The following is a 13,170-nucleotide window of genomic DNA, read 5'->3' as shown; positions in this document are numbered from 1 at the left end:
GATTTTATGATTTAGTAGTGATTAGAATTTTTACAACTTGATTATCGGAGAGAACCGGATAAACCAAATCCTTAACTTTCGAAAATGCTTTTCTGGAATAATTTCCTTTTCCAATCCCGGTGTGCGTAGTAACAGGAGCAATACAACCTAATAATTCTTTTTTGGCATCATTGGCGGGATGAATCAAGATGTAATCTCTTCCCGGAACATTCACTAAATGCAAGTGCCATCCAAATTTTTTACTGAAACGCTTCTGTAAAATATATTCTCCTTCAGGAACACAAGAAATTCGCTTTTGTTTATCCAACCAGGGCAGCTCGATGGTATAGCAAATCAAATCGCCGTTCCATTCTAAAATCCCTTGCGTTCCCTCCGGAAAATATGTTCTATGCAACACAAGAACCATTACACGCCACTGTCAACTTTCACAATCGCCAAAGGGTTGAATGCACCATTTTTCAATGGGTACATTTGACCATTGATTTCTTGGTAGAATTCAATACCCAAAGCTAAAAACAAGGGTTTAGTACTCGCCGGAGTAACCGCATTGGTTTGGTTGATGGCTGCTGTTGCAGTTGCGTCCCATGGCAAAATTGCTGTCTCAGAAGTTGCTACTACATAGGTTTCAGCTTCAAAATCAACTTCTGCACCAGCAGAGATAATTTTAAAGTGAGTGGTTCCACTCGGAGCAGCTAACATGTTGGCAGGCATAAAAGAGGCCAAATCAACTGTGATTTCACCGGAAACACGGTCAATAGCGCCAACATACGGAGCATACAAACTAGTTCCTAATTTACCCCTGATATTGAATTCAAAACCGAATAACAATTCAGTTTCTCCATCAATAACGTTTCGTAATCCTCTATCGCTAACTGTGTCAGCTTGGATTACTTTCACCATTGCCTGGGTAAGTCTGCTCACCATTCTGCTATCAGCAGAATTCAAAAGCAACGGTCTTAAAGCAGTTCTTAAAAGCTTTCCGGCTTTTCCTGCTCTTCCAAATTCGGAACCATTTTCGCGCGTTCTCTGGAACGCAGGATCGCTTGCGATTCTGCTGGCATCAATGCCCCCTTTTTCGCGTGCCAAGTGTCCGTCTTGGGTTTTGTAAAAGGTAATATCCCCGATAGTACCTTTCAACTTAATTATGCCTTTCTGTCTGGCCATAACTACAAAATTTTAATTAATAACTAATGTTCAAACTCTGTCAATCTTAATCCTGTTGCAACACTTTCCGACTGATTCAAGAACAAAGTTTATACTTAAATAAACCATTTAAAACATCACACAATACAATCTGTCAACCATTGGAATAAATGACATAATTAAACTTAGAAGTCACCTAAAATCGGCTGCAAATCACCAAAAACGATTACTTAAAAACAAAAGGAATTATTTCTAACTTTAAACCTACTCAAAGGCATATCAAAGGCATGGATAAAGTATGAAATCACACAATAAGAGGTTGTGTATCTACCCAAAGGATATACAGCGTATTACAGGCAAAAGTTACAGGCAAAGTCTTAGACTATTGAACAAGATTAGAAATGACCTCAATAAGCTCGAAAATGAGTTTGTGAGCATAGAAGAATTTTGCATTTATACAGGGCTTAATTTTGAAAAAGTTCTAGAGTTAATTATTGATTAATTATCAATACTAATTCACTTATTAAACTTCTATCTATAATTTATTTTGTATATTTGATTATTAAGATTTGTCAAAAAAAGTTTGATTTTTTGAGGTTTAAAATCGAGACCCTAGAATTTAGTATTGCTGAATCCTTATTATTAAAGGCATAAAAGAGGAAATACAAATCCCTCTTTCTCCGCAAAGAAAAACCCGAAACGGTAGTTTCGGGTTTTTTAATTTTATAGCGGTGTCAAAAGCTTGCTTTTGTAAACGCTATAAAATTAAAAAACCAACGCCTTTGCAAATGGCGTTAGGGTTTTTCTTTGCAGGTTTCCCCTTTAGGATCACCAGAGGTAATCCCTCAAGTTTAAAGCTCGCTTTTGTAAACGCTATAAATTAAAAAATCAACGCCTTTGAAAATGGCGTTAGGGTTTTTCTTTGCAAGGTTCCCCCTTTAGGATCACCAGAGGTAATCCCTCAAGTTTAAAGCTCGCTTTTGTAAACGCTATAAAATTAAAAAATCAACGCCTTTGAAAATGGCGTTAGGGTTTTTCTTTGCAAGGTCCCCCCTTTAGGATCACCAGAGGTAATCCCTCAAGTTTAAAGCTTGCTTTTGTAAATGCAAAAAAAATAAAAAACTTAGGGCGAAGCACTTTTTAATAAAAAAAAGAAGAAAGTGAAGAACAAACTTTTGGGTAGTCTTAGTTTAGTCATTCCTCGAAATAGATTTCTATTTTTTTAAAAATTAAAATCCCAAAAGTGTGGTTCTACCTGTAGCAAAAAAAAAGACCTCATTCATTTGAGGTCTATTGTGTTAGTATTGAACATATTCCTTAATCTCCAGCCCATATCCAATCATGCCCACGCGTTTCGCTTGTACGCTATTCGTAACGAGTCGAATTTTGGAGATGTCCAAATCGTGTAAAATTTGTGCCCCAATCCCAAAATCTTTATGGTCCATTTTTACCACAGGCGCCTCATTAATCCCTTCCGATTGCAATTGACGTAACACACCAATCCGACTCAACAAATCATTCGGATCGGTTTCACTATTGATAAACACCACAGCGCCTTTATCCTCTTTGTGAATTAACTTAAATACATCATCCAGTTTTTGCTCCATACTTCCGGTTAAGGCTTGGAGGATATCAGTATTGGCTGCCGCCGAAATAATACGGGTTAGTACGGCATCACCGTTATTCCAACTTCCCTTGGTCAATGCAATATGCACTTGCTTGTTGGTAATCTGTTGGTAAGCCCGTAATCGAAAAGAACCGTATTTGGTATTCACTTGAAAATCTTCTTTTTTCGAAATCAAGCTATCATGCTGCATGCGATAAGCGACCAAATCTTCAATAGAGACGAGTTTTAAATCAAACCGTTTAGCAACTTCAACCAATTCAGGTAAACGCGCCATGGTTCCGTCTTCATTCATAATTTCAACAATCACACCCGCAGGTTTGCATCCCGCCAAACGTGCAAAATCTATGGCAGCTTCGGTATGGCCTGTACGACGTAAAACACCTCCATGCTTCGCCGCCAATGGGAAAATATGTCCTGGACGTGCCAAATCAAAAGGTTTGGTATCTTCATCAACAAGCGCAAGAATCGTTTTGGCTCGATCGGCTGCCGAGATTCCCGTTGTCACGCCATGACCTTTTAAATCTACCGAAACGGTAAAAGCGGTCTCCATGTGGTCGGTATTGTTTTTGACCATCGAATGAAGTTCCAACTCAGCGCAACGTTTTTCAGTCAAAGGAGCGCAAATAAGACCACGACCGTGCATTGCCATGAAATTAATCATTTCGGGAGTGACCTTTTCAGCCGCAGCCAAAAAATCGCCTTCATTTTCACGATCTTCATCATCTACTACAATGATTACTTTGCCTTGACGGATATCTTCAATGGCTTCTTCTATAGTGTTGAGTTGTATGGATTCACTCATTTTCGATTGTATCTTGTATTAAGTTGTGTACTTGTTTTTTAGTCGCCCAAAACAGTAATGGGTAAAACGGAAATGCCGTTAGTAAACTGATAAAGAGTCCGGGTTCAAAAGGATATTTTGACCTGACAATTTCCACCTGTGTTTTATAACAATAGGTTAGAAGCAAGGCGAAAGGAATCGCTGCCCCAATTAGGATATACAATATCGCCGTAAATGCATACACCAGTACGAGAGCAAAAGTGATCGCAAAAAACAGCAGCGCCATTCGATTCCATTTTTCAATGCGGTCAAGATCTATACCACGCAAATTCTTTTCAACACCATCGGTTAGATCGTCATGGCGCAATTCCTCGTGTCGAACAGTATCAGTGCTCGCGTTTGGGGTTGTTGAATCACGATCCAGAAGTTCCTCCATTGGGGATTCCACTTCATTTTCTGATGTTTCGGGAGTGGTCTCGGCGGATGTTTTTCGAAACAATTTCATGACCGGTTCAACCACCACATCCAAAGTAACCATTCCTCCAATATCATGAATCGCACGATAGGTAAGGGTGATGGCCAAAGGAAGTAAAATCATAGTCGACATCCAAACTCCGATAAATGGTGAAATTCCATTTTCTTGGGCCAAACGTTTCCCAAAGGTGTTGATAAAATGGAAAATGATAAAAATAATCACCGAAAAAACGATTGGTAGTCCAATGCCTCCTTTGCGGATAATTGACCCCAAAGGCGCCCCAATAAAAAACATAAGGATGCACGAAAAAGCCAACATGAATTTGTCGTAAATCGCAATCCAGTGCTTGTTAATCAGCTTTTGCTTGGCATTCATTTCAAAAAGTGCACTTTCAATTGTGAAATTGATATTCTCAACATTACTGTAGGCATAGCGGTAAATGTCCGTTTTTTGGATAGGAGTGAGGTGGGCTAAAATGTCTTGAGTGGGCATATTTTTTGGAAAAATTTCCCCCATAGTATTCGTCGACAACGCACCTGTTCGGCTGTAAATATTTTCACCATAGGAAATCGCCTCTTTTTTGTAATTGGTTTGCAACGAATCCAATGTATAATTCAACTCCGAGATATTTAACATGGTAAAGGTATTTCCCAGTTCCATGTCGCGTTGATTGTTTTGGTTGAGTTTTGTAAGGTCGATGCTGAAGACATCCCGTTTAAACGTAGCTTTTGTAAATGGGGCATTATTGCGTTTTTCATAGGTAGTACGCAAATCCTCATAATAGGTTCCATCATACAATACCAATCGTAAAGTATTGGATTTCTCGCTGCTTAATAATTCTCCTCTTTTGGCTTTAATTACCGTGGTATTGCCGCCACCGTTGGGAATGTTTCGGTGAATGGTAACGCCTTCCAATAAGTTACCTTTTTCTCCTTTTTTCTTTATAACTTTAATACTGTAGTTGCCAATTTCGCTAAACTGACCTTCAGCAATGGCCAATGCGGGCTTTATTTGCGCAATATTTCGGCGAAAGTTGGTGAACTTATACTCGGCATAGGGAATAATGTTATTGGCTACAAAAAAGGAGACAAGTGTCAATACCAGAATGAAATAGGTTTGGTACCGTAAGGAGCGTTGAAACGAAATTCCCGACGACTTCATCGCGGCAAATTCATAGTTTTCGGCCAAGGATCCAAAGGTCATAATGGAAGCCAACAACACCGAAAGTGGCAAAACCATGGGGATGATTCGGGGCATGGCAAAGATCAAAAACTTAATGACCATCAACGTGTCCAAGTCTTTACCCGCCAATTCTGAAATGAATAACCAAACGGTTTGTAGAATGAAAATAAAAAAGAGGATTACAAATACGGAGGCAAATGTAATCCAGAAGGATTTTAGTAAATACCGATCGATTATTTTCACCGAACTTAATCTAATTTATTGATGTAGTAGTTTGGGTATTTCCCTGCCACAAAAGTAAACTGATTTTTCGAAAGCGGCTGATTGGTTTTAAAAGAATTAACAGTCAACGTGGTACGGGTTCCGTTTTTACCAATCTCAATCAAATTATAAATGGTTTTCGTTTGGGTGTCAATGCCCAGTAAAATTTCCTTACGTTGGTCTTTGGTATTGGTGGGAATCAGTTTAATCAATTGTATTTTTCGACCGTTGATGTTTTGTTGAATGTCCCAAACATATTTATACCCTTTGTTAAAAAAGGTTAGCATCTTATTGGGTGTAATGGCTTTTTCATCCGCATCATTCACACTAGAAATGGTTATCTCTTCGTCTTCAGGGACAATGGTATACGTTTTTTTTCCGTCAAAAATTTTGGTTGCCCCCATAAAGTTGAGCACGTATTTGTTCCCTTGTAAGGTCACATTTCCTTTGCTCTCTTGATTGATATTTTCTTTGGTATTGGTGAGTGTGTATTTAAAATCAATCACAATGTTGTTGTAACTTTTGATTTTAGCCGTCACTTGATCCAAGAGGTTTTTCGCCCGCTTGTCTTGTGCCTGGGTTGATACACTTATGGTTAGTAGCATAATAAGCGCTAAAAACTTTTTCATTCTAGTTTTCGTTTTGTTCGTTAGTAAAAAAATGTTCCAAAGCGACCAAATCGGGAATATTAACCGTACGCGCTTTACTGCCTTCGAAAGGCCCTACGATGCCTGCTGCTTCCAACTGGTCAATCAAACGCCCCGCCCGATTATAGCCCAACTTCAATTTGCGCTGCAATAATGATGCCGAACCTTGTTGCGCCGTGACGATAATTTCGGCTGCTTCACGAAACATAGGGTCGCGTTCAGAGATGTCAAATTCCAAATTGACGTTGCTTCCTTCTTCGCCTACATATTCGGGCAATTGATAGGCGGTAGCATACGCTTTTTGTGAGCCAATGTAATCCACAATTTTCTCTACTTCGGGCGTGTCTACAAAGGCACATTGCACCCGTACCAAATCATTTCCATTGGTATACAACAAGTCCCCACGTCCGATAAGTTGCTCAGCACCTTGGGTGTCCAAAATGGTACGCGAATCGATTTTTGAGGTCACGCGAAATGCAATACGTGCTGGGAAATTCGCTTTAATGATTCCGGTAATGACATTTACCGATGGACGCTGTGTGGCAATAATAAGGTGAATTCCAATGGCCCGCGCTAATTGAGCAAGACGTGCAATAGGGGTTTCAACTTCTTTTCCAGCAGTCATAATCAAGTCGGCAAACTCATCGACAACCAATACGATATACGGAAGAAAACGGTGTCCCAATTCGGGATTCAATTTTCGCGACTTGAATTTTTCATTGTACTCTTTGATATTGCGCACCATCGCATCTTTTAAAAGCGAATAGCGATTGTCCATCTCAATACAAAGCGAATTCAACGTATTGATTACCTTGTTGTTGTCGGTAATAATAGCGTCTTCTGTGTCGGGCAGTTTGGCCAAATAGTGGCGCTCAATTTTGTTGAATAACGTAAGTTCAACCTTTTTCGGATCGACCAATACAAACTTGACCTCCGCCGGATGTTTTTTATACAAAAGTGACGTTAACACAGCATTCAATCCCACCGATTTTCCTTGTCCTGTTGCCCCAGCCATCAATAAGTGGGGCATTTTGGCCAAATCGACTACAAACGTTTCGTTGGAAATGGTTTTTCCTAAGGCAATGGGAAGTTCCATTTCGGCCTCTTGAAAACGCGAAGCTGCTATCACCGTTTTCATGGGGACCATGGTTGGGTTTTTATTAGGCACCTCAATCCCGATGGTTCCTTTACCGGGGATGGGAGCAATAATACGTATCCCCAGTGCAGAGAGCGAAAGTGCGATATCGTCTTCAAGACTTTTAATTTTTGAAATACGAATTCCTGCTTCAGGTACGATTTCATACAAGGTCACCGAGGGACCTACGGTAGCTTTAATTTGGGCAATGTCAATTTTATAATTGCGGAGGGTTTCCACAATTCGATTTTTGTTTTCCTCCAATTCCTCTTGATTGATCGTAATGCCCACACTGCTGTAGTCTTTAAGCAATTCGAGAGTAGGAAACTTGTAATGCGATAACTCAAGCGTTGGATCGAAAAGGCCAAAATCTTCAACCAATTTCGCTGCCAAATTTTCAACGATCAAATCCTCATCGGGTGCTTTTTCAATCACAAAGGATTCGTCTTGCGTAGGAATAATTTCCTTCGGGGATTCGACCGTAAGTGGGGTTGAAAGCGGCGTTGGAGGGGTGATGGGCGGCGTAGGTGTGATTAAAACTGGTTCTACATCGGGTTCGTGAATAGGACTCAATCCCGTTTTATTAGGATTCAAATCGATGCCTGAATAACTTGAAATGGTTGGTTTTAAAGCTTCTTTGTCGATTTCAAAGGATGATTTCGGTTGCACCAATTCTTCAATCGCATAATCCGGTGTATTTTCAGGATCCGAAACCGCATATTCTTCCAAGTTGTAGCCTCCCGCTTGTGGGGCGTTTTCTTGGGAAGCCGCCGCTACATCCGCTTCAAGGTCGGCCTTCTTTTTTTCATAAAAGGCTTTTAACGTATCGGGTGACCAACGGATTTTGAAAATCATGTACAGCAAAATACAAAATACCAATACAAGCAGTGTTCCCGTTTTTCCGATATAATCTTGTATAAAGGAATTGATTTCAAATCCAACGGTACCACCCAACTCAGGAAGCGAATTGGCAAAGAAACCAAAGAGTAAGGACAAAACAATCAGTGCAAATAAATCCCAAAACCACATGGATTTCAACCGTTTCAGGGGAAGATCCAAAGCCATAAAAGCGCCTGTGACAAAAAGTAATTTTACCAAAAGAAAGGAGGCAACCCCAAAACCGTTAGGAATTAAGGTCTCGGCCATCCAAGCCCCCGATTTTCCCATCCAATTTTGCGCTTCTTTTTCACGATCAATAAAGGCATTGGCTACACTTTGATCGACATGGCCATTCACAAAATAGGAGATAAACGCCACACCCATTGCCAAGGCCAAAAGCACGAAAAGACTACCCAAGATAAATTGGTATTGTCGTTTCATTTTGAAGGATGAAATCGGTGAACGTTCGTTTTCTGTGGATGTGTTTTGTGATTTTTTGGGAGCCATTAATGCGCTAAATTTTTATAAATGTACTAAAAAAATGAAACGATTTTGGGGAGATAGATCAGACATCCAATGGTTATGGCTGTTGCAGCGGCAAAAAAAACTGCGCCTGCTGCAATATCTTTGATAAATCCAATTTTTGCGTGGTATTCCGGGTGAATGAAATCGGCAATCTTTTCTGCTGCGGTATTCAAGCTTTCGACTGCCAACACCAAACCAATGGCGAGAGTTTGCAACATCCATTCGGTGAGCGAAATGTCAAAATAGAATCCTGCCACCGTGATCAAAACGCCGATACTCAATTGTACCATAACGCTGTGTTCGGTGGTTGCCAACTTATACGCGCCAAGTATAGCAAAACGAATACTTTTTAATCGACCGGTAAAAAAAGTACGATCTCGCTGAAATTCCATAGCCTATTGTAAAGCATTCAAAGCGGCTTCGTAATTGGGCTCGTTGGCGATTTCGGGTACTTGCTCCGCATGAACAACGGTCCCGTTTTCATCCAATACTACAACGGCACGGGAATGTAAACCAGCCAACGCACTGTCGGTCAATTCCAATCCATAGGCTTTTCCAAACGCGCCTGATTTAAAATCAGATAAATTGATTACATTTTCAATACCTTCCGCGCCACAGAATCGTTTTTGGGCAAAAGGTAAATCTCTTGAAATGCACAAGACTTTGGTGTTTTCCAACGCGGCTGCTTTGGCGTTAAAGGTACGCACAGAAGTCGCACAGGTAGGAGTGTCAATACTGGGGAAGATATTCAAAACCACTTTACTACCAGCAAAATCCGCTAGTGTAGCTGTGGATAAGTCGTTTTTTACCAATTCAAAAGCAGGTGCTTTCGTGCCTATTTCGGGTAAGTTTCCTGAGGTGTGAACGGGATTTCCGCCCAAAGTAATTTGTGCCATGGGTATCATTTTTAAAGCACAAAAATACTATTTTTTAACGGAAACGGTATACCATTTACAGGAAATTAATTCAGGGATAAACATAAAAAAAGCGCCCCGTAGGACGCTTTATCTAAGCTTTGTCGATAGACCCTAAAACGCGCTTCATAAAATCGTTGAGCGCTGTTTTTTTGTCTTTCCCTTCGCGTATCATTTTATGGACTTCCAAAGCACCGTATAAGTTGGAAATAAGTTCCCCAATCACATCGAGCTCTTCATCTTTCAACGATTCAAGTTCCGTGAGATTTTCCAATACTTCAATGGTTTCTACCAAATAATCTTGGTCATTGTCTTCAATGAATTGGGTTAAATGTTTTATAACTGGAAGTTTCATAGTTTGGTGTTCGTAATGACTTTTGGGTGCATAGGATAAGGGCAATTTGCCTCAGACATGTTCCAAAAATCGGTTGAATTTTTATAGGACTTCTTGAACCAATTCGGCCAAAACTTCAGCCTTGTTGGTTTGGGTTTGATTGACCAACACGCCATTTTTAAAAGTAGCAAAAGTGGGTAAATTATCTACTTTGGCCAATTGACGGGCGTTGGGAAATTGTTCAGCATCTACAATCAAAAAGGGAACATGCTCGTGTTGAGCGGCCAACATTTTGAATTTAGGTTTCATAATACGGCAATTTCCACACCAGGAAGCCGCATATTGCACCACAACCGTTTCGTTTTGAGCCACGATTTCGGCTAGATTATCTTGTGTAAGTTCTTGAAACATGCGATTGTATTTTTAGCTCTAGGGTTCCCGTTTCAAGTTTGAGATAAATTCCACTCAAACCTGAAACGGTTCCCTAATGATTTGCTCTTAGTGATTTGATAAATACGAAGCCGTACTGTTACGATCGGCATTCATAGCTTCTTTTCCTTTTTCCCAGTTGGCAGGACAAACTTCACCTTTTGTTTGTACGTGGGTGTACGCATCGATCAAACGAAGGTACTCTTGTACGTTACGACCCAATGGCATGTCGTTTACACTTTCGTGGAAAATTTTACCTGTTTCGTCAATCAAATAAGTAGCACGGAACGTTACATTCGAACCTTCCAAAAGCACTGTGTCAGTGTCTTCGTTGTATTCTCCAGCTTCGATATCCAAAATTCCTAGTGCTGACGATAAGTTGCGGGTAGTGTCAGCCAATAATGGATAGGTTACTCCTTCAATACCTCCGTTGTTTTTGGCTGTATTCAACCAGGCGAAATGCACTTCGTTGGTGTCGCAAGAAGCCCCAATCACGGTTGTGTTACGTACTTCAAATTCTTCCAAAGCCGCTTGAAACGCATGCAACTCCGTAGGACAAACGAAAGTGAAATCTTTGGGGTACCAAAACAACAATACTTTTTTATTGTTTTTTACTGCTTCATCCAAAATGTTGATGCGCAAATTGTCTCCCATAAAAGAGATGGCATCTACGGTAATGTTTGGGAATTTTTTTCCAACTAATGACATAATTATAGTGTTTTAAAATTAAAAATTGTTTTTTGACACCACAAAAGTACATACAACTTCAAGGAATATGTATTAGTTTTTATTATTAGTTTTTATCATGAAATAGTTTTTGACTATTTGAGTGAAAGCAGGACGCCTTTCACTTTCAAATAAAAGTTTATATTTGTTAGCCTAAAAAAAGCGATTACACCATGAAGTTTTCCCAATTATTTCGAAAAAAATCGGTTCATGATATCCTTCAACAAGTTGCCCAAAATGAGTCCGACGGACATCACGCACTTGGAAAGCACCTCACAGCCAGGGATTTGACCGCTTTTGGGATTGCAGCCATCATTGGTGCTGGAATTTTTAGTACCATTGGAAAAGCCAGTGCCGATGGAGGTCCCGCTGTGATTTTTCTTTTTCTTTTTACGGCCTTGGCCTGTAGTTTTGCTGCTTTTGCTTACGCTGAATTTGCTTCAATGGTTCCTGTATCGGGCAGTGCGTACACGTATTCGTATGTGGCTTTTGGAGAACTTATTGCATGGATAATCGGATGGGCGTTGATCATGGAATATGCGATTGGGAATATCACCGTGGCGATTTCATGGAGTGATTATTTTACAGGATTGCTTGAAAGTGGGGGGATTCATTTGCCGCAATGGATTCAAATGGATTATCTGTCTGCTTCCAAAGGGTTTGCCGAAGCTACCGCCTTGTTGCAGAGCGGAAAACCTTTTGCCGATTTAAGTCCTGCCCTCCAGGCGGCGCATACTGCTTGGACCACATCACCTACAATCGCCGGTTTACATTTGGTTGCCGATTTACCTGCATTGCTGATTATTGTGTTGATTACCTATTTGGTGTATCGGGGCATGAAAGAGTCGCGTAATGCAAGTAATCTTATGGTGATAGTGAAGTTATGCATCATCTTGTTGGTGATTGCGGTTGGGCTATTTTACGTTGATACGGACAATTGGGATCCTTTTGCACCCAATGGAGTTAGCGGTGTGCTTAAAGGGGTTTCGGCTGTATTTTTTGCATACATCGGTTTTGATGCCATTTCAACCACTGCCGAAGAATGTAAAGATCCCCAACGCGATTTGCCCAAAGGAATGATGTGGGCCATCATCATTTGTACCATTTTATATATTATTATAGCTTTAGTTTTAACAGGAATGGTTGCTTATGATCAGTTAAATGTCGGTGATCCGTTAGCTTTTGTATTTGATCAATTGGACTTAAAATGGATGTCAGGTATTATCGCGGTGAGCGCCGTTGTGGCGATGGCGAGTGTGCTCTTGGTTTTTCAAATGGGACAGCCCCGAATTTGGATGAGTATGAGTCGCGACGGGTTGTTGCCAAAGCGTTTCTCACGAGTGCATCCGCGCTATAAAACGCCTTCGTATGCCACTATTGTAACCGGATTTGTTGTAGCAATCCCTGCACTTTTTTTGAATCTAACCTTGGTGACCGACTTATGTAGTATTGGTACTTTATTTGCTTTTGTTTTGGTTTGTGCTGGGGTATTGGTATTGCAAAACCGTCCTGATGTTCCTCGTGGGAAATTTAAAACGCCCTATGTCAACGCCAAATACATTTTTCCAGTCCTGTTGTTTTTAGGGTTAATAAGTTCGTTTTACTTTAATAAACAAGGGGTAGTCGATTTTATTACCAATAAGAAACAGCTCAACAGTCCCACGACCCTCGTCACTTCATTGAAAGAGGCTGAAGCGGCCCAAGTGATTCAATACTTGTATGATTTAAAATTGGTAAAAAGCAAAGAAGTCGATTTAGAGAAAACACTTCAAATGTTTGCCGAAGATACGAATGCCTACCATTCGCTAGTCGATGCTTTACCGATAGATGCGGGGTTGAAATACGAATCGGGATGGGCTTTATTTTCACATAAAATTCCAATGTGGATTTTTATTATTGTACTCATGGCCTTGGGGGCATGGGCCTATCAGAAGAATTTGTCCTTAATTCCACTCCTCGGTTTGGTAAGCTGTCTATACATGATGGCCGAATTGAGTGTTTGGAATTGGTTGTACTTCTCGATTTGGCTCCTCATTGGATTATCGATTTATTTTGGCTTCAGTTATAAAAATAGCAAGTTGAACCAATCATCATAATACTAAAAAAGGGATC

11 protein-coding genes and 1 pseudogene are annotated in these 13,170 nt (G+C 40.3%); 1 reads left to right on the top strand and 11 read right to left on the bottom strand.

Annotation, left to right across the window (positions count from 1 at the left end; all coding sequences use genetic code 11):
• Positions 1-4: 4 nt before the first annotated feature.
• From BUC17_RS11200 to BUC17_RS11145, 11 genes and pseudogenes are all read right to left on the bottom strand, one after another.
• The gene (locus tag BUC17_RS11200) at positions 5-406 is read right to left on the bottom strand and encodes a DUF5675 family protein (protein WP_073364463.1); all 402 of its coding nucleotides are present in this window, start codon (positions 404-406) and stop codon (positions 5-7) included.
• Positions 406-1,164: a hypothetical protein gene (locus BUC17_RS11195; protein ID WP_073364460.1), complete on the bottom strand. Its 759-nt coding sequence runs from the start codon at positions 1,162-1,164 to the stop codon at positions 406-408. Before BUC17_RS11195 ends, BUC17_RS11200 begins: the two co-directional genes overlap by 1 nt.
• A gap of 1,277 nt (positions 1,165-2,441) precedes the next feature.
• Positions 2,442-3,572, bottom strand: a complete 1,131-nt coding sequence (gene ribB, locus BUC17_RS11185; protein WP_073364454.1) for a 3,4-dihydroxy-2-butanone-4-phosphate synthase — start codon at positions 3,570-3,572, stop codon at positions 2,442-2,444.
• Between the two features lie 520 nt (positions 3,573-4,092).
• Positions 4,093-5,451 (bottom strand): annotated as a pseudogene (locus BUC17_RS11180) (LptF/LptG family permease); the annotation flags it as partial.
• A 5-nt stretch (positions 5,452-5,456) separates the two neighbouring features.
• Positions 5,457-6,098, bottom strand: a complete 642-nt coding sequence (locus tag BUC17_RS11175; RefSeq protein WP_073364449.1) for an outer membrane lipoprotein periplasmic chaperone LolA1 — start codon at positions 6,096-6,098, stop codon at positions 5,457-5,459.
• 1 nt (position 6,099) lies between these two features.
• Positions 6,100-8,637 carry a DNA translocase FtsK gene (locus BUC17_RS11170; protein WP_073364446.1) on the bottom strand — a complete coding sequence of 846 codons (2,538 nt, stop codon included), beginning with the start codon at positions 8,635-8,637 and terminating at the stop codon, positions 6,100-6,102.
• Positions 8,638-8,663: 26 nt separating this feature from the next.
• On the bottom strand, positions 8,664-9,047 hold the full coding sequence (locus BUC17_RS11165) for a diacylglycerol kinase (RefSeq protein ID WP_073364443.1): 384 nt from the start codon (positions 9,045-9,047) through the stop codon (positions 8,664-8,666).
• 3 nt (positions 9,048-9,050) lie between these two features.
• The gene (gene tpx, locus BUC17_RS11160) at positions 9,051-9,551 is read right to left on the bottom strand and encodes a thiol peroxidase (protein WP_073364441.1); all 501 of its coding nucleotides are present in this window, start codon (positions 9,549-9,551) and stop codon (positions 9,051-9,053) included.
• A gap of 112 nt (positions 9,552-9,663) precedes the next feature.
• On the bottom strand, positions 9,664-9,924 hold the full coding sequence (locus tag BUC17_RS11155; RefSeq protein WP_073364546.1) for a DUF6952 family protein: 261 nt from the start codon (positions 9,922-9,924) through the stop codon (positions 9,664-9,666).
• 81 nt (positions 9,925-10,005) lie between these two features.
• Positions 10,006-10,314, bottom strand: a complete 309-nt coding sequence (locus BUC17_RS11150) for a thioredoxin family protein (RefSeq protein WP_073364438.1) — start codon at positions 10,312-10,314, stop codon at positions 10,006-10,008.
• 87 nt (positions 10,315-10,401) lie between these two features.
• The gene (locus BUC17_RS11145) at positions 10,402-11,040 is read right to left on the bottom strand and encodes a peroxiredoxin (protein ID WP_073364435.1); all 639 of its coding nucleotides are present in this window, start codon (positions 11,038-11,040) and stop codon (positions 10,402-10,404) included.
• A gap of 191 nt (positions 11,041-11,231) precedes the next feature.
• Between BUC17_RS11145 and BUC17_RS11140 the strand changes: the two genes are divergently transcribed.
• On the top strand, positions 11,232-13,154 hold the full coding sequence (locus BUC17_RS11140) for an amino acid permease (RefSeq protein ID WP_073364432.1): 1,923 nt from the start codon (positions 11,232-11,234) through the stop codon (positions 13,152-13,154).
• Positions 13,155-13,170 lie beyond the last annotated feature (16 nt).

The organism is Flavobacterium fontis, assembly GCF_900129405.1.
In the GTDB taxonomy this organism is placed as follows: Bacteria; Bacteroidota; Bacteroidia; order Flavobacteriales; family Flavobacteriaceae; genus Flavobacterium; species Flavobacterium fontis.
Note: the sequence above shows the minus strand (reverse complement) of the source record. Positions and strands in the feature narration are given on the sequence as shown.

What these genes read in the sequence shown, in the direction of transcription:
- BUC17_RS11200 (WP_073364463.1), bottom strand. Translation starts at nt 406, where the DNA reads ATGGTTCTTGTGTTGCATAGAACATATTTTCCGGAGGGAACGCAAGGG.
- BUC17_RS11195 (WP_073364460.1), bottom strand. Translation starts at nt 1,164, where the DNA reads ATGGCCAGACAGAAAGGCATAATTAAGTTGAAAGGTACTATCGGGGAT.
- ribB (WP_073364454.1), bottom strand. Translation starts at nt 3,572, where the DNA reads ATGAGTGAATCCATACAACTCAACACTATAGAAGAAGCCATTGAAGAT.
- BUC17_RS11175 (WP_073364449.1), bottom strand. Translation starts at nt 6,098, where the DNA reads ATGAAAAAGTTTTTAGCGCTTATTATGCTACTAACCATAAGTGTATCA.
- BUC17_RS11170 (WP_073364446.1), bottom strand. Translation starts at nt 8,637, where the DNA reads ATGGCTCCCAAAAAATCACAAAACACATCCACAGAAAACGAACGTTCA.
- BUC17_RS11165 (WP_073364443.1), bottom strand. Translation starts at nt 9,047, where the DNA reads ATGGAATTTCAGCGAGATCGTACTTTTTTTACCGGTCGATTAAAAAGT.
- tpx (WP_073364441.1), bottom strand. Translation starts at nt 9,551, where the DNA reads ATGGCACAAATTACTTTGGGCGGAAATCCCGTTCACACCTCAGGAAAC.
- BUC17_RS11155 (WP_073364546.1), bottom strand. Translation starts at nt 9,924, where the DNA reads ATGAAACTTCCAGTTATAAAACATTTAACCCAATTCATTGAAGACAAT.
- BUC17_RS11150 (WP_073364438.1), bottom strand. Translation starts at nt 10,314, where the DNA reads ATGTTTCAAGAACTTACACAAGATAATCTAGCCGAAATCGTGGCTCAA.
- BUC17_RS11145 (WP_073364435.1), bottom strand. Translation starts at nt 11,040, where the DNA reads ATGTCATTAGTTGGAAAAAAATTCCCAAACATTACCGTAGATGCCATC.
- BUC17_RS11140 (WP_073364432.1), top strand. Translation starts at nt 11,232, where the DNA reads ATGAAGTTTTCCCAATTATTTCGAAAAAAATCGGTTCATGATATCCTT.